Here is a 20,414-nt window from a genome sequence, read left to right as displayed (position 1 = left end):
CCCTATTTGAATCGTTCGACCAGTGATTCTGCATACTTAAAATCAAAGCCTTCGTTTGATGGTGGAGTTTGTACAGGTCGCTGGAGTGAAGCAGGAATGGTTACTTCTTCCTTGGGCATAAAATAATCTGCGGAAATTGGAGTGAAGTTTATTAATGAGTCGTAGTCATATGGAGTCCCAATTACATTCTCTGCATTTAGCCCCCAATTCTCGACTTGAGTTAATACATTGGCTTGCTTACTTTGTTGAGCTTCAGCAGCATACCCTAGCCATTGTTGGGCCAACCCTAAGAACTGCGCTTTTTGCTCTGGAGTTAGTCGGTTTCCCGACTTGTTTCTCTCATACCAAGATTTGATCTGACTAAGAGTACCACTCGCCCCCTCGGCCATTGCAAACTCTCCCTCTCGGACGACTGATTGGTCATCAAGAGATTTCATAAAGCTAAACACCGCCGCAATGTCACCAGCACCATTATTTGCTTTTAAAGAGGACTCCAGTTGCTTGTAGTTTTTAAGCTGGCTCACAAATCCTTTGCTTGCACTAGCGTAGTCCTTGCTCATGTTTCTTTCTGTATCCATTACTTTTTCTTTAGATAGTCCGCCACCCTCTGAAACGAACTTAATTCCGGTATCTGACCACTTGCCTGTGACCAAGTTTTGCTGCCACAGAGTGCCCGTCTCTGGGTTCTGTTCAGTCTTGCCGAATGTGGGGGGCTTCGGTTGTAGTGATTGACTGCGCTCAAAGTTTTTCTCATCACGCTCTAGCGCATTTTCATGCTGCGTTTGAATCATCTCCTTTTGAAAAAAACGACGCCCTTCTTCAATGGCGGCTTGTCTATCTTGTAAGATCTTCTGTTGCCAACCTTTGCCCACACCACCTGCTGCTCCTGCGGCTAATAATCCCATTGCTTTGCCAAAACTCATTGCTGTGCTCCTGCTTGTTGCTTCATCTGGTTAAGTAGCTCACCGAACTGCGGCGGTAGCTGTTGCGCGATTTTGTTGCCTGCGTTAAACATCAGTACCCGGGCAATGATTTTTCCGTCTTCTTTGTTTGCGCCGCCCACCTCAATTAAGAAGTCAGCCAAGGAAGTCGAGGCCTCCATCAATGCTTTGATGATCACTTCTGGCGCGAGCTCTTTGCCTGCTTGCGCGGCTTGTTGGACGACGGCCATCGTTGCCATGGCAAGCACTTCGCTGAGCTTTTGTGGGGCTTGCTCTGATTTCGCGGCTTCCAGCACTTGTGGCAGCGCATCTTTGTATACTATGCCGAGAAGCAAGCTCACTAGCTGTTCTAGATCGGCTTTGCGGGTATCTGGTTGTGCCGGAGCTGGTCCGGCAGTAGGTCCGGCGCTTGGTTGTAGTAATCCTTGCATTATGCCCCCTTGCTTGGTGCAAGTAGTCCGCCATAAAGCTGGCCGCTTGTCATTGGCTGGCTTGATTGAATGCCCGCATGAAATTGCATTGGCGTGGCAGCATAACGACCTCGAAGACGCAGTTTATCGGCTTGGTTTTGGTACTGATTACCAAGTCGCGCTGTTTCTTCTGCGGCTGTGTTGTAACTGCCAATTGCGCTTTGGTAGGCGCTTCTCAATTGATCCAGAGTCATTCCACTCATTAGCTCATCCCCATTAATCGACGACGTTGCTCTAACCAATCTGATGACCAGTTGTGGTTCCCCTGTTGCTGCTCGAAGGCAACAGGATTGTCGTAGTAAAGTGTTGGGCCGCTTGGTGCCAATAGGCCTTGAGATTGATTGCGGTCGCGGTTGCCCCTATCGCTGAACGTTGGCATGTTATTGCTAGCTTGAAGAGCGTCATAGGCTTCTCGCGCATGAGGCGAGATGTTCGCGACACGCTCGGCGTTAAAGTGGTCTACTATCCCTCCAGCTACCGCACCAAATGCGGGGTTAATAAATCCCGCTAGATCTCCAAAATTTGCCATTTGTCTTGCGTCAGCAATGTCATTAGCAATACTCTGAATGTCTGGGTTGGTGTCATAACTTTGCGAACTCGACAATAACCCTCCGCCTAGTTGCGCACCTGCTTTAGCAATAGGATTGGGAATCATGTCCGCCATGGCATCAATAAACGAACCGACTTTGGTGTTCATGGCGTGATTAGCGAATGACTGTCCAAACTGGTTTTCAAAACGCTCGCCTTGAAAGTCTGGGTCGTTTTTCATGTGCTGTATGTAACGCTTGTATTCCTGCTTCGCCTCCTCTTCACTGATGCCAAGCGTGGCCGTTCTAATAGCAGACAGAGTATTATCAACAAACGTCGGTGCCTCTTCGGGCGGTGCTTCAATGGTTCGCGCTTCGGCTTGATACGCTTCACGTTGAACACGCTCTTGGCGTTCACGTTCTTGTTGCTGCTCGGCCTGAGCAGCAGCTTTACGTCTTGCTTCCTCCTCTCTGCGCTCACGATTGCGTTCGTTTCTTTCTCGTGCCTCTCTCTCATCACGACGAGACTGGTTAGCCTCTCGGCTCATACTTCCGCGATCAGTGGTCTCTCTTGGGGTGTATCCCATGATGCCCCCTTAGTACTTCTGGCCAGACGGCGCAAGTAGGCCTTGAGTGCGCAGACCTCCGCGGCGCTGCTGTAACCATTCTTCACCAATGGGCGCTGAGCGATCGTACTTATCCGCCATCATGTCGCGTTCATGCTGCTGCGCATTGCTCTGGATCAGAATGTTGTTCTGGTGCTGCCTGTCGGCGATCTCTTTTTGTGTTTCACCATCCATGTAGGCACCAAAACCCGCTGCCGCACCTTGGATCAATGACGGCATGATGTCTTCGCTCGAGATAAAATCCCACGCTTCTTTCATCCAACTCATATTACTGTCCCCAATTGCTTGCCCATGTAGGCAGTGATTTCATGTACGCTTCAAGTGCGGTGCGGTTGTCTGAGCTTGCACCACTCAGCAGGTTAGCCGCTGCGGTTTTCTGCGCTTGCGTCATGTCTGAGTTATTCATGATTTCCGCAATACCCACGAGCTCGTTGTTAAAGGCGTTCTGCATCGAATCAAACAGCGAATTCTGCATGTTCATGCCCATCTCTTTGCCCATAAAGTCGAGGTTCTGGCCGTGAGTCATGTTCTGCATATTGATTTGCTGCTGGCTTGCGGCATCCGCTTGCGCAATCGGCATTGCCGCGTCAATCGCCGCTGCCGTTCCTGCACCTGCCGCCATCGAGGAATTTTGCATTCCACGGCTATTGGCTAGCCGCTGTGATTTGTTCACCGCATTGTTGATGTACTGATTATTGGTACTGGGTGCTAACAAGCCGTTAAGCTGCCCTTGCACCGTCGCGTTGGTCGCGTCTGCGCCAGTCGGTGAGAACTGCGCACTCATTTGATTGAAGTTCATAATGTCTCTCTATTGAATGGACGGCGGCTTGCATCAGAGGCGGCACAGGCACAAAAAACCGCTTTACGCGGCTTGATAGGTAAAGGGTTCGGTTTTATCGCCAGCGTCCCAAGCGCCAAATTGGGCCCATACATCGCGCTTGCGCACTACATGTGCAGCAAGTACCTGGCGAAGTTCAGCGAGCGTCGTTTCTCGCCATGAGTTGTCAGCTAAACGAAACATTTCGGTTTCAACTTCTGAAACACCGATAGTCTCGGCATCGTTGATCACTTTGCGAATATCAACGGCATCGTTTAAGCACTGCCACTCAACGCCAAGCGCAGTTAAGTTTGCGCTGACGGCTGCATCACGAGTGACTTTTGCTTGTGCTTCAAGCTGCTCTTTGGTCGGCGGCTGTTCGACTTCTGGCGGTGGCGCATCCCAATCATGCGCTTTCACCAAACCGTTATCGATGTGCCATTGAACTCGGTACTTTTCCCAGTTTGGATGATAAGGCGTAATAATTAACTGCTGACCAATCAGTCGTACTGAGAATTTAGTTTCCGTCGTGAAGCACAAATCATGGATGGGTTCAGGCGCTAACTCCGGTGCGGGCTCTGGTTCGGGTTCAACGTAGTCATGCGCCACAATGTCGCCATTGGCCGCTTGAATATCGAGCCCTAAGCTAAACCACTGTTCGGAGCCAACCGTGACCGTTTGCGCTCCGTCCGTCACAGCGGCGTTTGTTTCATCGGTGTATTGCCACATAGAAACCTCTTTGATTAGGCATAAAAAAAGCCTCCGAAGAGGCTTGTTAAAAAGTTAAATGACCGTCCAATCGGTAACGTCAACGTGTTTGAGGGTGGCATCTGCTGTAATGTCATTGACATTAGCTGCACTGGTTGTGGTACATATGCCATGAAACGTAAAACCATTTTTAGTCGCGCCGTAAGCCTTTCCGCTCGAAGTTGTCCAGTTGGTTATGACATAATCAACAGACGGAGTAACACGCATTTCGACTGGGAAGCTATAGCCCGAAAACACTTCGTTGGCACTATCTGCCGAGATATCAGCCCTAGCTGCAACACCGTAGGTGCCTTTTCGGTAGTGATATTGACGTTGGCATTTTAGTGATTTCTCTGTTGGGTCCTCTGGATGCCAAGGCACCACCACTTCACCCATGCGCAAATCGATTTGGTCGGCGGTGATAGGAATGGCCACCCCCCAATGCCCACTTGACGGAGCTTTGCCTTGCCAAATGACCACGCCATCGGCTTGCAGAATGTAATGCGCGTTTGGCACATATGAACCGTCCTCAACCACTTGGAACATGCGATTGTCGTCGTACTTACGCCACAAATCCCAACCTTGGTCGTCCACGGCTAATACTGTCCAGTTACCGTCGAAACCTTTCTGGTTCACTGGGTTGGTCATGTCCGTGTTATGAAGAAGCCTTGGGAATGTTGCTTCATAGGCCCCGCCCGCTAGAACAAACAACCCACCAACGCGCACATAAGTATTGTTATTTGTAGTGTTGTAATACCAGCAGCCGTCAATAAGTGGATCGCCGTTATTGTCCAGTGTTGGCTCTGCGGCTTTTGCCCCAAGGTTAAGCTTATTGAAATCCGTACTGGTTTGAATTGTCGTATCTCGCGCCGCGTTCACTTCGCCGTGTTTGGTAACGACATCCGCGTGCTTGGTGGTGACTTCACCATGCTTAGTTACCACATCCGAGTGCTTGGTGACGACCTCACCATGTTTGGCAACAACATCCGCATGCTTGGTACCTACTTCGCTATGCTGGGCATTAACTGTTGCTGACTGCGTGGCGACTTGAGCGGCATTGTTGGAAACTTGAGTGGCATCCGTCGAGGCTTGGTTAGCTTTAGCTGTCGCTGTACTTGCCGCTTGCTGCGCTTCATCTCGTGCAACAAATACACCACCAACAACGGCATCAAACTGACCTTTATTAACAGCGTGACCTGCTTCAGTGGCATTACCGACATTAACCGGATCGACAAATCCGGTGCCATCATCTTTTGGCTTTGGCAGTTTATCAAAAGCAGCTTCAACTTTTGAAAACTCATCGATCACATCTTCGGCCTTTGCTGTTGTGAAAGGAATTATTGCTGCGCCTTTTTGGAAATAATCATTTGCCACGCGTTTGTCTCCGAGGTAGATAGAAAATAGTTGCGCTCGATAAAGTGAATGACTCTTCGCTATCACTAGAGCCTGCTATGGTCAGAGAAATGTTTCGACCCGTACCCTCGATAGAAACAAAGGGGTTGGCAAGGGAGCCAGCTGACCAGATAAACTCATTCCAGTTCGCTGCATTCCATAGGCCACCGCCAGACTGCGCCACTTGAGTTTGTGCCGCGCTGTCTCGTTCTGTGCCGTAGTCTAGTGATGCTGCAACAAAGAGCGATACGGGCTTAGTTGCCATAATCGACAGCTCAACGCGGCGAAAAGACTTGCGCACCGTAGGAGAGCCCAGACCAAAATAGATAGGGTTTACAAACCATTCGATTGACTGGCCATCAAAACTGGTACCGCGCTCAAGGTGATACACAACCCCATCAGCACCGCACGCATAAACCTGCTCTTTGCCCTGATCATCTTTGCAGGTGTAACCGGCCGTCATAGCGTGAGGAAACTCGAGCGGCATGATTTGAGGTGCCGCACCAACCGGAAAGAACACACTGATTTGATGAACGCTGCCGGTGAAAAACCGGATGACATTGCGCCCTCTGACCTGCATAGCGTCAGTGAAACTTCTAAGCTTTAGGATTGGGTCGGCCAATCGATTGGGAGTCGCAGCCCGCCACCCCCCATGCTCTTGAACCCTTGCAAAGCTGATCAACCCAGAGTCAGACCATGCAAACGGAGCACCCATCGATGATAAACAGTGCGGCTCTGCGCCCAAATCATCGGTGATCAGGTCGAGATTAAAGTTATCGATGTCGGTACCGGTTAACGCCCATGCCTTTCCTTCTGATGTTATGAGTAATGAGCCGGCAGCGGTTTCTTGTAAGTTGGTGATGTCTGCGCCAATTGCAATTTCGCCAGCTCCTAGCGCATTGGCTGGGTCCCACCCGCTTGGCGTGCCGACATCAGAGAACTGCAGGGAGCCGCCCACGTAGCTGACGAACAGCTGATTATTGAATGCCGCTATATGCTGCGCAAACGACTCAGTATCTGTTTTGATGACTGTCACGGCATCAGTGAACGGGTTAATCTCATAAACCGGATTCACACCATCAACGATATACAACCGCTTCTTATCCGGACTACCGTAAAAATTGTATTCGAGCACCTTAACGCGAGCGTTGGGACCAAGCGCAGGATGGGTGATCGCTTGCCAGCCCATTGCGCTCGCTTTATAGATGATCGTTGCGCTATCGTCTGCATTATTGCGCCAAGCGTAAACCGAAGCACCAGATTGAAATACGCCTGTAACAGGACCATTGCCCGGAACGGCTTCAATTAGTGCTCGGTCTCCACCCTCTGACGGTGCCAACCTACCATCGAACCGTTCATAACCCACTACTCGACGATAACCACCGTCGTCTGCTTCCATATTTTTGGCACCGCGAACGACGCCAGGTTGAGAGCGTGAGATAGGGTTAATCAGATCAAGGCCACCATTAAAGTGAACTTCGCTATGTTGCTGCATCATGCCAGTGCGCTCCCGATGTTCGGCGTAGGCAGATAGCGGCGCTCAAGTTTGCTCATTAACGGCTCCGATTCTGTTATTGCGCGATCTTTTACTTCCACTGCCATCTCATACCCCGCGTAATACAGCATGGCGCGATACACAATCAACATATGGTATGCCTCAGGAATGCTAGGCACATCGGTGTTGTTTTCTAATGCCTGCGGTGCTTTTTGATAGTCGAACGTGAGCCGATAGGAGTTATCCACGACAGGGAAAGTTTTCAATTGCTTATCAGGCGTAATGGTGAAAACCTGCGGGCGACCTTGCTCCACTCGACCTCGATACATACGGCGAAAGTCATCCCAGTCAACGAACTTTAGGAAGCCGATGTGCGTACCATCAGGGGCGGCAATCGAAACACTGTTGTTGTCCAAGCGCTCTAGGTCACTAGGCAAGGTAAACGACCAAACAGAATTAATGTCTTGATTCGCTGTAATGGTATGCTCAGTCACAGACATAAAGCCCCAAGAATCATGTTCAGATTGGATATCAATCCACGCCTGGCGAATCCAAGCAACCAAACGGGCATATTCTCCCAACTGACCATTCACCGAAGCAGGCAGAGTACTGTCCCCTGCCGCTCCGACTTCTTGGCGCAAACGCTGACACAATTGCAGGAAGTTCATAGATTAGCCTTTGACGGAATAAACGAATCGCTTTGAATCTCGTGCAACCAACTTCGGCTTTTCTTCCGTGCCTTCGTTGGCATAGTTCGTTTCAATTGCGTTATCGAGAATCTCTAACAGCGCTTTTGGAATAGACACTTCTTTGTCGCGTTCAATGTGATACATCTTGCCATTAAGGCCTACGCGAACAGGATGCTTGTCGCGCTCTGTAGACGCAATCTGAATGACCACTGTTTCATTGTTGTCCGCGCCTTGGCTTGCGACTTCGTCAGGATTAACTATCGACTCGCCCATTGGTTCGCCCAATGCGTCCGCCAGTTTTTTACGCAAGACGTCAGTGCCTGCTTTGTCTTTATACTCCACTGCTAGTTCATTTAATTTCGCTTTAATTTCATCACGCTCTAAAGATGCAATGCTCATAGTTATTTCACTCTGTCAGATAAAAGAAAGCCCCTTCCTGTAGGGGCTTGGTTTGCTATTGATGATTACTCGGCGACTTCGACGCGCACCATCCAGGCGTCATTGAGAATTCCACCTGTCCAGTAACACTTCCATCCTGCGTAACCGCGCTGACCAAGCGGATCAGACTTGTCTTTCTTACCGGGAGGCAGAATTGACACATCAATCGCTTCTTTGCCTTTCAGCGCCACATTGCCGTAAGAGTGGCGAGCGGTATAAACAATTGGCAATACATCAACGCCCGCCGCGCCTGCGGCTGACCAGCCATCAAGCTCTGGCGATAGAATGAAACGTACACCTTCACACGAGCCAATCTCATGCTCAGACACCGTGGTTTTGTAATCTTCGACCGGAATAAAGCCCGGCAAATCGCGGATCTGACCTTCGATATCCGTAGAAGCAAACGCAATGTAACAAGCCGGAATAGAGCGCGTATGGTACTGCACGGTCGATTCCACTTTCTTGGTGTGCTTCATGCCCTTCTGAGCTTTCAGCGCCTTGATCGCCAAACGGTGATCGGCAAGCGACAGCTGAGCCGTGACCGAGGCGCGACCAGCTACACCACCCGCATACACCACATTGGTGCCTGCCTTGAGCTTGCCCCACAAAAGAGCTTCAGTCGTAATGCCCGCCTGCTCGCCATTTTGCTCAGATGCATCGTTTAATACTGGGTCTTCTGCCATATCGTGAATCACATCGGTGATTTGCGTGATGTCACCGTATTGACCCATGGTAAAGTGCACATCTTCGTATTGAAGCTCAGTCGCGTTCGGTGTTACGCCCTCTGAGAGGCCACCAATAGCTGGGGCTTTAGGAATGACGCGTCGAAAAGCAATGGATTTCGCTTTGTTAGACGTCAGCTTTTTAGTATCACCATGCGCGCCGAGTACAATTACCGGTGCAGCATGTTGTAAGTGTTTCGCGTGAGCCGCGTCATTCGTACGCTGACTCAGGCCGTTATAGGTATTCGCCATAATCTTCTCTCTTGATTATTTAATAGGATTTGCGGATTTCGCTGTCGATTTCCGCTGCAATGGCGTCAAAATCATCCACCACGGTCTGCTCTGGTTGCGCGGCAGTTGGCGGCGCGACATTGGCGGTTAGGGCTTGTTGACGCTCTTGGCTAATCCGTTGGGCGGCGGTACTACTCTTGAACTCGGTTAAAATGCGGCTCGCCATTGCTGGATCGCGGCTCGATAACGCGAGTTGCTGATAGTCTTGCGGCTGCTGTGATAGCCATTGTTGAAACTCTTGCGAGTCTTTGACTTCAAGCGCATCAGAATGCTCTTTCATTAGGTCATTCTGCGCACCCTCAAACTGTTGCTGCTCTGCTTGCGCTTGCATTTGCGCACGCTGCTGCAGGATTTGTTGTTGCTGTTGCCCAGCCATTAACGACAAACGTTGATCGAACAGCTTGGCCAGCTCGGGTTGCGCTTTTTGAAACGCTCCCCAGTCTTGCTCCATTTGCTTTTGCAGTTCTTGGAACATCTGTTGCTGTTGCTGCTCCGCTTTGCGCTGATAGGCGGCCACGCGCCCCTCATCCGAGCGAATGCGCTGTTCAAGTTCCGCTACTCTCTTTTGATAATCATCGATAGTGAGCTCAGGCTCAGCAGGCTCTTGTGGTGCCTCTTGTCCCTCTAGCTCTGCGTTCACTTCCGGCTCAAGCGTGGGTTCTGGCTCTGCTGGTTCATTCTGGATAGTTTCGCCATTGTCGATTGATTGCGCGATCTCATCAAAAGCGGCACTATCATCGGCGGCTTCTGGTAGTTCTACTGGGTCACTCATCGTTTAATGTCTCTAGGTGTTGTTTTAGTTCGTCCAAGATAGAAAAACGGCCCCGTGCTTTTTCGCATTCGGAGCCGTCGAGTAAGTCCTGCACAGCTTCTTGCTGCTTAGTCTCTATCCACTTACATAATTGGGTCTTGTCTGCCAGTTGCATTGGCCACCTTCACTGCTGCATCAATTTGGTTTTTGCGTTCAACCTGTTCAATCTTCTGAATCTCGATGTTGAGCTTGGCTTGCAACTCTGTGAGCGTCATGTTCTCTTTGCTGGCCAGTTCAAGCAGCTTAATTTCACGCTGCAGCATTAGCTCTTGCATTTGCGCTTGGTGCTGAAAACTCTGCTCCTGCATATCTGCTTGCTGTTTCGCACCAAACTGTTGTTGCTCTGCCTGGTATTTAGCGAGTGCGGTTTGTTGCTCTATTTGCGCGACCTGCACCTCAGGCGCTGGCTGCGGAGGATTGTTTTGCTGATTGGCTTTTACCTGTTCAGCATCGAGCAACACTTTATCGCTATCGACTTGTGTGGCTTTCACAAGTTCTTCCTGCATGCCGCGCCAGTCTGCGTTCTGCGCAAACTGCGGTAGTCCCGCGAACGTCTGAGAAAGCATCATCAATGCTTGTGCTTGGGTTTCTTTGAGCAGCAGCTCACTGGTCCCGCGCGTTCTGACTTCAAAGTCGCCTTTAATCTCAGGCTTGCTATTGAACTGCATGTTCCAATCGTAGAAACGGCGAATCGTTGGGCGCGTCATGTTGTCGTCCCAGTTCTTCACCGCTTTACGCAACATGATGTTGCTATTATTGAGTAGCATCGACATCCCAAGCGCGGTATGACCTGCGGTTCTATCAGCCCCCTCGCCTTGCGCAATCTTCGGTAAGTTTGAGACTTCATCGGCCATCGCTTGAAGCATGCCGAGAATCGCTTGCAGTTCCGCTTGGTTGGTTGTGATTTGAACATCGACAAACGCCTCACGGACATTGACGTTTTTGGATTTCGCCTTCCACGTCTTGCGAGGCTTCATTGTCCAATCGCCATCAGCTGGCTCAATCAGATGACCATTGACCACGATTTGAGGCGCTGCCGATAACCCTGCGTTGTCCATCATAGCGCGCCAAGCAGCGTTGATCATGCGCTGAATATCGCGCAGCGTATAAGGAACACCGTAACCAAATAGACAGGTTTCAGACTTAAGCCAAGATGAAACCGAGTAAGGACGGTCACCCGTTTGCATTGGATTGATTGAAACTCGGATGATGTGATCGCCTACCATGAGGATAACGACTTCTATGTCACCGGATCGCTCACCAATCTCAATGCCTGCCGCTTGCAAGTCGTCTGCACTCACTGCACCGTGATACTCCCAAAGCTCAAACAACTTCGAGCCCTTAATGGTGCTGAGCTTGTCGATGTTGCGTAAATCATCCAGATAGCTTTCATCGGATTGGCTCTCTTTGAAGCCATCTTCTATTGCAAGTTCAATGTTCTCCGCAATGTAACCTGGTATCCCTTTTAGGCTAGCGAGCTGCTTGCCCGTAATGAAGTCACGCTCATTGATGTAACGACACTGATCCACTCTAGGCGCCGACATGTCAGGGAAAAAGTTGTGTATCGAAACATGCTTCACGCCTGCGGTGATGTCTTCGCGCTGTTCGATTGAGTAAGCGTCGTCTTTAACCTGTTGCCATGCTTTGCGCGTTTTACCGACAATTTGCGGCGCTTTCATAACAGCGGTGCCGTAGATCACCAAATCACGAATCGCGCTGCGAGACTTACCAATGTGGTCAGCTTCCGCCAGTTGATCGTCTATCTCATCCGCCATTAGCTCAGCCGCGCGTTCAGCCATGGCTTTAGCTTGTGTCGGGTCTACGTTAGGCATGGTTGGAACGGGCGTCGCATCAATGCCCCACGTTCTGCCATCATACGGCAGCACCATTTCAGACAGGCGTGACTCCGCAGCATTACACTTTTGCTGAGTGATGTTTACGAACACTTGAGAGCCGCCAGAGTTCTTAATCTCCGTCATCGTCGCATCGTCATATTGACCGGACCACTGACGAATATCATCGAGCCAACGCTGTTCATGCTCAGTGCGCTGGGTAATGGCTTCTTTTCTATCACGCAGCACAATGGCCGCTAACCCTTCGAGATTGGCGGTGTTGATTTTGTTCTCTTGCAATTTAGTACCCTGCGTATGAATCGCCGACGCGGCTGAAACTCTGTTGTTTAATAGGTTCGGTAGTGGCGTGCTCGATACCCATAACCAAGTAGCGAAGCGCATCCATATAGTGATCGTTCTCTTTCACGACTCGCCCTTTATCATCTCGGCGATAGATCCGATACTCCGAGCGCGTGCCTTGTAATGTGTTGAATAGCTTTAATCGCCCTGTCGAAAACCGTTGATAGACTTCGAGCAATCCCGCTTCAACCGCTTTGTCTGCGTTGTTGAGGATAAGCCCTTGCTCTTCGTAAAGGTCGAATAGATTTTTTCCATCCACTTGAGAGCGACCGCGAGCAGCTGTATCAATAATCCCGTTAATCCAAGCCCCACGAGCCTTAATAGCAGTCGCATGAATAATAGGCTCTGCTTGACCCCGTCCATGCTCGCTGTACGCGTAGATGATGTCGTTATCACGGTCATACGCTCCCCAAATTGCCGTAGTCATTTTCCATCCAACATCCATGCCATACGCTTTGGCAAAGTGCGGAGGAATCGAGAAAGGCTCGCAAAGAATATCCTCTTCAGGTATAGGGTAAATCGCCCCACTACCTAGCGATGGAATACCCTTGCGCCTGGCTTCAATCTCATGCGGTGGCAAGCCTTTAATCATGCTTTCGATATCCTCTTGCCTTAGGTGGGGAACGTCATCCCAACCACATTGAATGACTGCTCGGCTCATATCTGTCCTGCTGATTTAAGGAAGTCCACCACAAGCGGCGTAAGGCCACTCAATGGCGTAAAGGTGAGCATCGTAATGCCCTGAGTTGTCATGGTTCGAATCAATGCTTCGGAGTAAACATCCTGCGGACACTCTTCATCAAACCAAATTCCATCTTCTTCGGAACCTTGGAAGATCTTCCTTCCTTGGTCATAGCTGCGCAGCTTGAGCACTGATGTTCCACCGCTGATATGCTTGACATAAAGCTGTTCGATTCCATTTGGTACGCCTGACTTTCTATCAAAATCTGCCACGTCATCTTTGCCTATTAGCCCCGTGCCTAAGTCGTTTAAATCGGTTCCAACTAGCTTTGATTGAATGATGTCTCGCGTTGATGCGTTGGTATCACCTGCCGCCATCCAGTTGTTAGGGCGATCAAAGCGCTTACCGTTCCACCAATTGGGATATTTGCCTGTTAAGTGGCAGCGGATCTCATAGCCAGCGGCCACTGTCTTACCTGTTCGGTTACCCGCCATAAAGCAGCGCTCTTTGTGTAAAGCGCCAGCTTCAAAGAACTCCATGTGTTTGGGATACAATTCGCGCCGTAGCTCGCCATCATCAGGAAACAACAGTTCAGCTTGTCGGTACTTATCACGCCTCGCTTTCTCTTCAAGCAGTGCAACCAATTCAAGCTTTTCAGCTCGGGTTAAGTGCTCGAAGTTTTGCATTGAGTTGATCGTCTGATAGTTCCTGAAGTGTCAGTTCGGTTTTCTGCTCGATGCGCTCTTTGAATGCTTGAACATCCACATGCTTACCAAGTAGCTCGATGTTCTTCACTTTGTCAGGGAATTTGATTTTCTTGAGCAAGCCGATTTGCTGGCGTTCGTCGCCAGTCCCTTCCCAAAGCTCGCTAACATCTAAACCGGAGATAGTTTGTCGCCAACACTTTGGCCATTGGCTGACAGGCTTAATACTGCCATCGTCATTGATGATGTCCGCTACATCCATCTGGTCAATTTCAACGAGACGATTGAGGACGTAGGCAGCACTGATTTTTGTTTCTTCTACACGTTGAGCCTTAAGTTCAGAAAGGCGAACTTGAACCTTATCATTTCTAATCAACTTAGCTGCGTTCTGAGCTGCGCCGTTCTCACTGTAACCAGCCCTTATAGCAGCCTGTGTTGCATTGAGGTCGATAAGATACTCTAGACAGAACTGCTCTTGCTTATCGGTAAGTTTTGCCATAGATACCTCGTCAAAATGAAAGCCTGTGACTCAATCCACTGACAGGCGCAGTGTAGACCATACTCTGTGAGCTCAGAGCCAGTTCACCTAACCCGAGAAAAAAGTGAACTGGGGACCACCTCCCTACAGTGGAACATTTGGACACCACCATAGGCACTGCTGTTAATTGGCGTTAGCCTGGCATTGCTTTACGCATGCATGTCACTAGCATTGACTGCCTAGGTGGTGATTGTTTGTATGCTTTATCAATGGCTCTCGTTTGAAAGCCATTTGTAAAACACCATTCGTATTGTTTGGCTGACTTGTGCGTTAATCGGTTGCCACCCGAAACTCATCCCTCCCCAACGGGCCTGTGCGGGATATGTCGCCATCACACTCTATCTTGCTAAGTCTCTATATCGCTTCTAACTGAGCCTTAAACTCAGCGAGGCGAATAGCGCTACCTTTATCGAGGCAGACACCGCCATCACTTAGCTCTATCACGTTCAGATTCTGAGGCCAGCTCGGCAAAGGTCTTGTCAGACTTGTGCACGCCGTCATCAGAATTAGCGATAGCAGTAGCAGGATCATCCGCATACTCTTTGGCCTTATTTCGATTGAACAGATTTAGCGCCGCAGCAAGGAGTCTTACTATCAGCTCTACGGTAGCTTTCATCTACACGCTGCCAATATTCTGTGAGTGTTTGTAGTTGCCTGCTGCCGTATCCCAGAAGAGACGCAACCACCAAGGCCACTTGCGCTTGAACTCTTCACTGACTTGAGCATCAACCTGAGAAATCAAGCCAACGACGATCAAGCCAAAACTAAACGCCGCAGCTGCCCAATCTGGAATAGCCGATGGCTCACCAGTGCTAGCAAATGCCACCGAGGCAACCAGCATCAGCAAGAGCGCGCTAAAGAGTTGAAATAACTTCTTCATCTTTCCTTTCTCCAATAAAAAAGCGACCGCTTGGGTCGCTTGTTAATGATTCTGTACCAGGTGGAAGTTCTCTATAAACTCTTCCACCGTTCCTTTACCTAAGTGAGTGTTGTAATGGTCTTTCCAATACCTTGCTAACCCTTCAATGTCATCCGCACTGGGAAGAGCGTCAGGAACGCGGCGGTAGTGAACTCGACACATCGCTACGGCATAGGACAGGTTTGATACCAACTCGATAGGTTTCGGAGACTCTACCCCGCCAAAAGAGCGCATGTTGGCTTTACTACCCAGCCGTGAAACCTTTTCCGCCAGAACTGGCTTATAGTTCAAGTAGTTTAGCCAGATGTCATCATGCGTAGCCGGCTCCATTTGAGCCAGACCCAATGCAGGGCCGTTACCCAGCTGTTTCAAATACTCGAACCGGGATTCTTGCGCCATTGTGCCCAACACTAGCTGCTCAGCAGCCAAGCTATGCATGCCAATAGCCTGAAGCGTTGGCCTCACAATTGATTCTCTGAGCTGTTTAACGTCCATCAATCTAACTCCAGCTTTTTCAGAATGTGAGTTTGATTGGTCGTGTTTCTCACGATTTGGCGATTTAGCTCTTTTTGCTCTTTGATAAACGAATCGAACTTATCAATAAACTCGTTATTCCGCTCTTTCGCCTCTGCTTCAATACGAATGATATCCGCAGTATTACTACTTACTTGACTGTTTAGTAGCCCGTAGCCATAGATTGCAGTGGCAAGAATAACCGCTGCCTGCATCGCGCTTTGAACGTTTATTTGCATACAACCTCAAACAAAAAAGCCCCTCGATGTGAGGGGCTGACTTTGGCACATAAAAAAAGCCCAGTCGGAAGACTGAGCTCTTGTATTCTTTTCTTTGGAGCGCAGAACTCCAACCTAGTGCCTTTAGTATAGTTTTTGCGCGCGGAATTGCAAACTTTTTTTATGCAGCGTCTTGCAGTCCTTGTAAGTAAAACACGCAACCATGCGCGGCAATATCAATGATCTGTCTGAGCTTGGTTTCTCCTGGCGGAGGACCGCCGGACCATCCCGCTCGAGTAGCGGCCTTATATGCCCCGTGCCAATCAACGCAAATCGTTTTAACCGATTTCTTGTTAGCAAAGTATTGGTAAAGGATATAGGGATAATTACTATCGACCTGCGCGGTACTGGCTACAGCTCTATCGATCAATAGCGCGTCTTCAATGCTGTCGCCATCAAGATTAAAATCATTTTTATACTGTGCAAGCTGGCCTCGGTAACCCGTACCCGTTGCGTTACTCGCCCACTTGCCCCAATTGATAAGCCTTTCTTGAATCGTTTCCATACTAGCCTCACTGGTAACTGATAAAGTCGATGTACCCTACTTCGCCGTCCGCGCGCTTTTGTTCGATAATCTTTAGTTGCTCGCGGTAGTGCTTGGCGATTTCAGATTTCTCTCGCTTAATGCCTTTCGCCTTTTGGTTCTTCTTTTCGACCAATAATTCAAAGCGACCGCGCCCAAACATTTGAGTAAACCACTGCTCAGCAGCAAGTGGTGATTCGTGCCATTGGCGATGGCAGTAATTGCAAAGGCAGTTGGCGTTAAGCTTGTCATACCGGATAGACATATGACGACGACTGAACACATGCGATAACTCCATTCGCCCTTGCTTACCGCACATTTCGCACGTATTGTCGTGAGCCGCACGGAGGCAGTTGCTAAACGCGGTATCTGCAATATCTCTCTTCATTGCTCTTGTCTCTCCAGTAGCTCGCGGTATTCTGAATCGATTGGAATGGTCAACTTAAAGCCGGCGCCAATTGCCCACTCATGGACATGCGTTAAATAACGTGTCATTTCGCCAGAGTCCAAGCGCGTAGTGCTGTGAACCGTAATTTCTCGTTTACCGAAAGTCAGGGGCCGACTTGGACAGAAGCGATGTTTAAAGTACTCATGTAAATCATCAGTCGTGTAGCTCTCGCCTGACTTCGCTTTCACTTGCTGGACCAGTTCGCCCAACCACATCCAATAAAGCGCGTTCTGAGAGAGGCTGCGCTGGCCACCTTGAGTAATGCGCACTTTTAAAGGCTTTGCGCTGTCCTCAAAATGGTCATGAACGTAACTTGAAAGCTGCATCATCGCGTCTGGTGAGCTCAGTAAGCACTCATATGCCATTACGCCGCCTCCTGAACAAAAGGTACCAAGCGATAAAAGTACACGCGTTTGCCGTTGATCTGCTCATGGCGCCGCTCTTTCACAAAGCCATGTTTGATTGGGGACACTTCACGCAAGCGTGCAGAGATGGCGGCTTGAGTATCTTTGTCTTTAAAAAGTCTACCAATGCGCTTTTCGATATCGCGCAGCGTTAGCCACTCGGTACCTGCAGTGACATAACAAACACGTCCAAACTGTGTATTGGTGTTAAATCCGCTTTTGATTTCTCTTAGTAAGTCGCTCATTTATTCACCTCTGCATCTTCTATCTCGCATGCCTCTTCAAAGACCACCTTAAGCGCATAATCACACGCCTCATCTCGGTTCATTCCACAATCGACAATGCAGCAACAAATCTCTTCTATTGTCTCTCGGGATATCTCTACTCTCATGCTGACGCTCCTTGTCCTAGCTTGGCGATTCGCTCAAATACGCTGCCTGATCGAAAGTTTTCCGGCTTGTTCAGCCCTCGTTCACTGGCTTTCTCGCGCGCTAAATCATTGGCATTTTTCACAGAGTGCTTGGCTAGCGCTTTGCCCGCTAAATCCTCATCAAGCACTAACTCACCGCGGCGCTCTCGTTCAATCGCATTAGAAAGCAGCTTCTTAAACTCGCGACGCGCCTTGTCATCTGCCATGCGGCGTAGGTTAAACCCCATCTTGGCACTAACGTGCTTCTCTGCTCTCCCTTCGGGTTTGTTGTCAATCATTCGCCAGAACGCTGCATCGAAATCGACCTGGCGCCCCTCTAGCAACTCGACAAACTCACCTAACGTCGGCGGAAACTTAGGGTGCTGTGCTAGCATTCCTTTTAGCGCTCGATGAATTTCAATCTCCGAGAACTTGGCAATTGCCATCAACCACGATTCCGGCAGTGCCTGATGGATCCACAAACTTCCGTAAGCGTCGGACATCTGCTTCTGAATAGCCGGCCTCCAAACAGACTTGCTCTCCGTACTCTCGGATCGCTTGCAAGAGGACTTTATCGCCTCGACAGAGTTTTGATTCTTCAATGGCGAGAGATTGTGCTGACTGGTAAGTTTGTCGATTCGTTTCATGGCTAGGGATTCCGTTCTGCTGCGTGGCATTGATAAACCATTGGTGCTCATAGCTGCGCCAGCTCTTGCTGACCCATACATCAAGAATTTGGTCGTTTGAGTAACCCGCTTGTCGGGTCAAATCGAGCTGTTTGCCGATCGTGTTGATCACTCGTTGGGTGATATCAGCCTTGGCATGTTTGCGTAGGCGCTTAAACTCATTGACCTGCTCTGCAGTAAATCCAAGCGGTGAAAAATCCAAGGACTCTTTTTTGGTACTTTTTTCTTTAGGTTCTTTGACTGGTTCTAAAGAGTGACTGGTTCCGGTGCTATCTGCTGCTACAGGGGGTGTGCTATCTGCTGCTACACCTGTGCTATTTGGTGCTATAGGTGTCAGTGTCAGCTTGTAGATATTTGACGCATTCCCTTTTGGTCCTTTTCTGTTCTCAATTTGGAGCAATCCAGACTTTTCCAGATCCTTGATGTGCTTTCGAACTGTGCTTTTCCCTATCTCACACTGATCGGCAATGTGCTGATAAGATGGCCAGCATTCGCCATAGTCATTTGCGTTGTCTGCCAACTTAATCAGAACAAGCTTTCTGAGGGGGTTTCCAACAGAAACTTGCATTGCCTGGACCATTAACAACATGGACATGGCGCACCTCGATTTGCATTAATTTTCAAATAAGCCATAATTACCTCGGTTGATGAAACCGCCCAGAGTTGCAGCTCATACGGGCGGTTTTGTTGTTTTAGCCCGCTAGTACAGGGGCTGACATTGGTAACTTGTTGTCGCGCTTCGCTTTTAAAATAAGGGTTGAAAGTGCTTCGAAGCGCGGGCAGCTTTTGCTGCTGCCCACATCAAGTTGATCCAATACCTCTTTAGCCTCGCTCAGCTGCCGCTTGGTCAATTTCATTAAGTAGTTCTCCTACATTGGAATCGATGAGATACATTGCTATCACGGCAACAGGCACGCCCGTTTCCTCAGATAGCGATTGAAGTGTGTCGATGGTGTGCTGATAAGGCCGGACCTTGATGTGCTCATTGCGAACAAGCTCATCAGGCAATCCAGCCTTACCTACACGGGATCGCTCCCGAATTAATGTTGAATATTCCGTTAAACCCATAATCTGCCTCGTCAAAGATTATTTGTTAGTCCCTTCCTACTGCTTAATGGAATTGCTATTGGTTAAGCTGCGTTGAGTTGTTCGCGCTGTAGTCGATTGCTTAGCAGCAAAGTGCAATCAAACTCGTACTCTTTGGGGTCGTAGCCAACACCGAGAAACTTATCTGCTTGTAATGCTCTAAGTTCTGGTAGTCCGTCCTTTTTCCATCGATGGACGGAAACAGACGTGACGCCAAACGCTTTCGCCATATCTGACTGAGAAGCAAAGCACCCAAGAACTCGGTCAAATGCCAATTTACTGAATCGCTCCATTAGGGCCTCCTGAATTCACAATCATGAATATACATAAAAGTAAGCACATAGACAAGTAACTATCTCAAAAGAAAGTAGGCGCACATTAAAATTACACCCTAGGCCCAAAATGGTAATTACTTATGAGTATCGGAGAGAGAATTACACAAAGAATGGAGCAGCTGGGTGTTACTCAGGCTCAGTTATCTAGAGAGGTTGGGATAACACAAGTCTCAACTATGAGGATAAGGACGGGGCAATCTGAGAACATTAAAGCAGTAACGGCTTTGAAGTTAGCAAAGTCATTGAAGTGCAATATAAACTGGCTTGTTCTGGGGCGAGGGCCAGTTGAAAGCGAGAGTAGCCAACCGCTGGTAAATGCCGCATCTTTGATAGTAGCAGAGTCTACCCATGCTAAAGGCTACAAAGTGATTGCAACGATTGGCGCTCCAGTAGATGGCGACAACTTATTGGCTTTTTGCGTCAACGACGATCTTATTGACCTACCCCAAAATTCCACATTATTTGTTGAAACTAAAAGCAAGCCAGAATCAGGGCAGTACGCATTGTATATAGCAGCCAATGGCAACCTGATCGCCAGAAAGTATAGGAATATGGGGGCTGCCACATTGCTTGAGGCTACAGCCAGCAATATCCCAGACCAATATCGTTTTACTGAGCTGACTGAAGATATAAAACTAATAGGAAAGGTGATCGCATACACAGCTACCCTCTAGTTGAAAAATAATTATTGTTAGAAGCCCATGTTTTTCATGGGCTTTTTTTATATCCGA

General features: G+C 49.1%; 32 protein-coding genes. 1 reads left to right on the top strand and 31 read right to left on the bottom strand.

Annotation, left to right across the window (positions count from 1 at the left end):
• Positions 1 to 2 precede the first annotated feature (2 nt).
• From TW81_RS02265 to TW81_RS02130, 31 genes are all read right to left on the bottom strand, one after another.
• Positions 3 to 923 (bottom strand): hypothetical protein, encoded by a 921-nt coding sequence (locus TW81_RS02265; RefSeq protein ID WP_045954106.1) that lies wholly within the window; start codon positions 921 to 923, stop codon positions 3 to 5.
• Positions 920 to 1,372, bottom strand: coding sequence for a hypothetical protein (locus TW81_RS02260; protein ID WP_045954105.1), 453 nt, complete (start codon positions 1,370 to 1,372; stop codon positions 920 to 922). The genes TW81_RS02265 and TW81_RS02260 overlap by 4 nt, the downstream gene beginning before the upstream one ends.
• Positions 1,372 to 1,614 carry a hypothetical protein gene (locus tag TW81_RS02255; protein WP_156980896.1) on the bottom strand — a complete coding sequence of 81 codons (243 nt, stop codon included), beginning with the start codon at positions 1,612 to 1,614 and terminating at the stop codon, positions 1,372 to 1,374. The genes TW81_RS02260 and TW81_RS02255 overlap by 1 nt, the downstream gene beginning before the upstream one ends.
• Complete coding sequence (locus TW81_RS02250; protein ID WP_045954103.1) at positions 1,614 to 2,525, bottom strand: hypothetical protein; 912 nt, start codon at positions 2,523 to 2,525, stop codon at positions 1,614 to 1,616. The genes TW81_RS02255 and TW81_RS02250 overlap by 1 nt, the downstream gene beginning before the upstream one ends.
• Before the next feature lie 9 nt (positions 2,526 to 2,534).
• Positions 2,535 to 2,831, bottom strand: a complete 297-nt coding sequence (locus tag TW81_RS02245; RefSeq protein ID WP_156980894.1) for a hypothetical protein — start codon at positions 2,829 to 2,831, stop codon at positions 2,535 to 2,537.
• Position 2,832: 1 nt separating this feature from the next.
• Positions 2,833 to 3,363: a hypothetical protein gene (locus TW81_RS02240; RefSeq protein WP_045954101.1), complete on the bottom strand. Its 531-nt coding sequence runs from the start codon at positions 3,361 to 3,363 to the stop codon at positions 2,833 to 2,835.
• A gap of 63 nt (positions 3,364 to 3,426) precedes the next feature.
• Complete coding sequence (locus TW81_RS02235) at positions 3,427 to 4,110, bottom strand: hypothetical protein (RefSeq protein ID WP_045954100.1); 684 nt, start codon at positions 4,108 to 4,110, stop codon at positions 3,427 to 3,429.
• Positions 4,111 to 4,164: 54 nt separating this feature from the next.
• Positions 4,165 to 5,502 (bottom strand): hypothetical protein, encoded by a 1,338-nt coding sequence (locus TW81_RS02230; protein WP_045954099.1) that lies wholly within the window; start codon positions 5,500 to 5,502, stop codon positions 4,165 to 4,167.
• A complete protein-coding gene (locus TW81_RS02225) occupies positions 5,492 to 7,018 on the bottom strand; it encodes a hypothetical protein (protein ID WP_045954098.1) in 1,527 nt (508 codons plus the stop codon). Before TW81_RS02225 ends, TW81_RS02230 begins: the two co-directional genes overlap by 11 nt.
• On the bottom strand, positions 7,015 to 7,683 hold the full coding sequence (locus TW81_RS02220; RefSeq protein WP_045954097.1) for a phage adaptor protein: 669 nt from the start codon (positions 7,681 to 7,683) through the stop codon (positions 7,015 to 7,017). The genes TW81_RS02225 and TW81_RS02220 overlap by 4 nt, the downstream gene beginning before the upstream one ends.
• A gap of 3 nt (positions 7,684 to 7,686) precedes the next feature.
• On the bottom strand, positions 7,687 to 8,103 hold the full coding sequence (locus TW81_RS02215; RefSeq protein ID WP_045954096.1) for a hypothetical protein: 417 nt from the start codon (positions 8,101 to 8,103) through the stop codon (positions 7,687 to 7,689).
• A gap of 65 nt (positions 8,104 to 8,168) precedes the next feature.
• Positions 8,169 to 9,116 carry a N4-gp56 family major capsid protein gene (locus TW81_RS02210; protein WP_045954095.1) on the bottom strand — a complete coding sequence of 316 codons (948 nt, stop codon included), beginning with the start codon at positions 9,114 to 9,116 and terminating at the stop codon, positions 8,169 to 8,171.
• Positions 9,117 to 9,135: 19 nt separating this feature from the next.
• Positions 9,136 to 9,927 (bottom strand): hypothetical protein, encoded by a 792-nt coding sequence (locus TW81_RS02205; protein WP_045954094.1) that lies wholly within the window; start codon positions 9,925 to 9,927, stop codon positions 9,136 to 9,138.
• Positions 9,920 to 10,081 carry a hypothetical protein gene (locus TW81_RS19190; RefSeq protein WP_156980892.1) on the bottom strand — a complete coding sequence of 54 codons (162 nt, stop codon included), beginning with the start codon at positions 10,079 to 10,081 and terminating at the stop codon, positions 9,920 to 9,922. Before TW81_RS19190 ends, TW81_RS02205 begins: the two co-directional genes overlap by 8 nt.
• Positions 10,050 to 12,098, bottom strand: coding sequence for a cell envelope integrity TolA family protein (locus TW81_RS19380; protein ID WP_045954093.1), 2,049 nt, complete (start codon positions 12,096 to 12,098; stop codon positions 10,050 to 10,052). Before TW81_RS19380 ends, TW81_RS19190 begins: the two co-directional genes overlap by 32 nt.
• A 1-nt stretch (position 12,099) precedes the next feature.
• Positions 12,100 to 12,819: a phage terminase large subunit family protein gene (locus TW81_RS02195; protein WP_045954092.1), complete on the bottom strand. Its 720-nt coding sequence runs from the start codon at positions 12,817 to 12,819 to the stop codon at positions 12,100 to 12,102.
• On the bottom strand, positions 12,816 to 13,526 hold the full coding sequence (locus tag TW81_RS02190; protein WP_052706127.1) for a terminase large subunit domain-containing protein: 711 nt from the start codon (positions 13,524 to 13,526) through the stop codon (positions 12,816 to 12,818). The genes TW81_RS02195 and TW81_RS02190 overlap by 4 nt, the downstream gene beginning before the upstream one ends.
• Positions 13,495 to 14,043 (bottom strand): terminase small subunit, encoded by a 549-nt coding sequence (locus TW81_RS02185; RefSeq protein WP_045954091.1) that lies wholly within the window; start codon positions 14,041 to 14,043, stop codon positions 13,495 to 13,497. The genes TW81_RS02190 and TW81_RS02185 overlap by 32 nt, the downstream gene beginning before the upstream one ends.
• 466 nt (positions 14,044 to 14,509) lie before the next feature.
• Positions 14,510 to 14,698 (bottom strand): hypothetical protein, encoded by a 189-nt coding sequence (locus TW81_RS19180; RefSeq protein WP_045954090.1) that lies wholly within the window; start codon positions 14,696 to 14,698, stop codon positions 14,510 to 14,512.
• Positions 14,699 to 14,962 (bottom strand): hypothetical protein, encoded by a 264-nt coding sequence (locus TW81_RS02175; protein WP_045954089.1) that lies wholly within the window; start codon positions 14,960 to 14,962, stop codon positions 14,699 to 14,701.
• Between the two features lie 42 nt (positions 14,963 to 15,004).
• On the bottom strand, positions 15,005 to 15,496 hold the full coding sequence (locus TW81_RS02170) for a hypothetical protein (protein ID WP_045954088.1): 492 nt from the start codon (positions 15,494 to 15,496) through the stop codon (positions 15,005 to 15,007).
• On the bottom strand, positions 15,496 to 15,753 hold the full coding sequence (locus TW81_RS02165; RefSeq protein WP_045954087.1) for a hypothetical protein: 258 nt from the start codon (positions 15,751 to 15,753) through the stop codon (positions 15,496 to 15,498). Before TW81_RS02165 ends, TW81_RS02170 begins: the two co-directional genes overlap by 1 nt.
• 160 nt (positions 15,754 to 15,913) lie before the next feature.
• The gene (locus tag TW81_RS02160; RefSeq protein ID WP_045954086.1) at positions 15,914 to 16,297 is read right to left on the bottom strand and encodes a hypothetical protein; all 384 of its coding nucleotides are present in this window, start codon (positions 16,295 to 16,297) and stop codon (positions 15,914 to 15,916) included.
• A 7-nt stretch (positions 16,298 to 16,304) separates the two neighbouring features.
• A complete protein-coding gene (locus tag TW81_RS02155; RefSeq protein ID WP_052706126.1) occupies positions 16,305 to 16,703 on the bottom strand; it encodes an HNH endonuclease in 399 nt (132 codons plus the stop codon).
• Positions 16,700 to 17,128, bottom strand: a complete 429-nt coding sequence (locus TW81_RS02150) for a NinB/YbcN family protein (RefSeq protein ID WP_052706124.1) — start codon at positions 17,126 to 17,128, stop codon at positions 16,700 to 16,702. The genes TW81_RS02155 and TW81_RS02150 overlap by 4 nt, the downstream gene beginning before the upstream one ends.
• On the bottom strand, positions 17,128 to 17,412 hold the full coding sequence (locus TW81_RS02145) for a hypothetical protein (protein ID WP_045954085.1): 285 nt from the start codon (positions 17,410 to 17,412) through the stop codon (positions 17,128 to 17,130). The genes TW81_RS02150 and TW81_RS02145 overlap by 1 nt, the downstream gene beginning before the upstream one ends.
• Complete coding sequence (locus tag TW81_RS19175; RefSeq protein WP_156980890.1) at positions 17,409 to 17,558, bottom strand: hypothetical protein; 150 nt, start codon at positions 17,556 to 17,558, stop codon at positions 17,409 to 17,411. Before TW81_RS19175 ends, TW81_RS02145 begins: the two co-directional genes overlap by 4 nt.
• Positions 17,555 to 18,022 (bottom strand): hypothetical protein, encoded by a 468-nt coding sequence (locus TW81_RS02140; RefSeq protein WP_045954084.1) that lies wholly within the window; start codon positions 18,020 to 18,022, stop codon positions 17,555 to 17,557. Before TW81_RS02140 ends, TW81_RS19175 begins: the two co-directional genes overlap by 4 nt.
• Entirely contained in the window at positions 17,994 to 18,851 is an 858-nt protein-coding gene (locus TW81_RS18960; protein ID WP_204243971.1) for a helix-turn-helix domain-containing protein, read from the bottom strand. Before TW81_RS18960 ends, TW81_RS02140 begins: the two co-directional genes overlap by 29 nt.
• A gap of 233 nt (positions 18,852 to 19,084) precedes the next feature.
• The gene (locus tag TW81_RS19170; protein ID WP_156980888.1) at positions 19,085 to 19,270 is read right to left on the bottom strand and encodes a hypothetical protein; all 186 of its coding nucleotides are present in this window, start codon (positions 19,268 to 19,270) and stop codon (positions 19,085 to 19,087) included.
• A 122-nt stretch (positions 19,271 to 19,392) separates the two neighbouring features.
• A complete protein-coding gene (locus TW81_RS02130; RefSeq protein ID WP_045954083.1) occupies positions 19,393 to 19,641 on the bottom strand; it encodes a helix-turn-helix domain-containing protein in 249 nt (82 codons plus the stop codon).
• Between the two features lie 122 nt (positions 19,642 to 19,763).
• Here TW81_RS02130 and TW81_RS18805 point away from each other — a divergent pair, with 122 nt between their 5' ends.
• Positions 19,764 to 20,357 carry a helix-turn-helix domain-containing protein gene (locus tag TW81_RS18805; RefSeq protein ID WP_052706122.1) on the top strand — a complete coding sequence of 198 codons (594 nt, stop codon included), beginning with the start codon at positions 19,764 to 19,766 and terminating at the stop codon, positions 20,355 to 20,357.
• Positions 20,358 to 20,414: the final 57 nt, after the last annotated feature.

It is taken from the genome of Vibrio galatheae (assembly GCF_000967545.1).
GTDB lineage: Bacteria > Pseudomonadota > Gammaproteobacteria > Enterobacterales > Vibrionaceae > Vibrio > Vibrio galatheae.
Note: the sequence above shows the minus strand (reverse complement) of the source record. Positions and strands in the feature narration are given on the sequence as shown.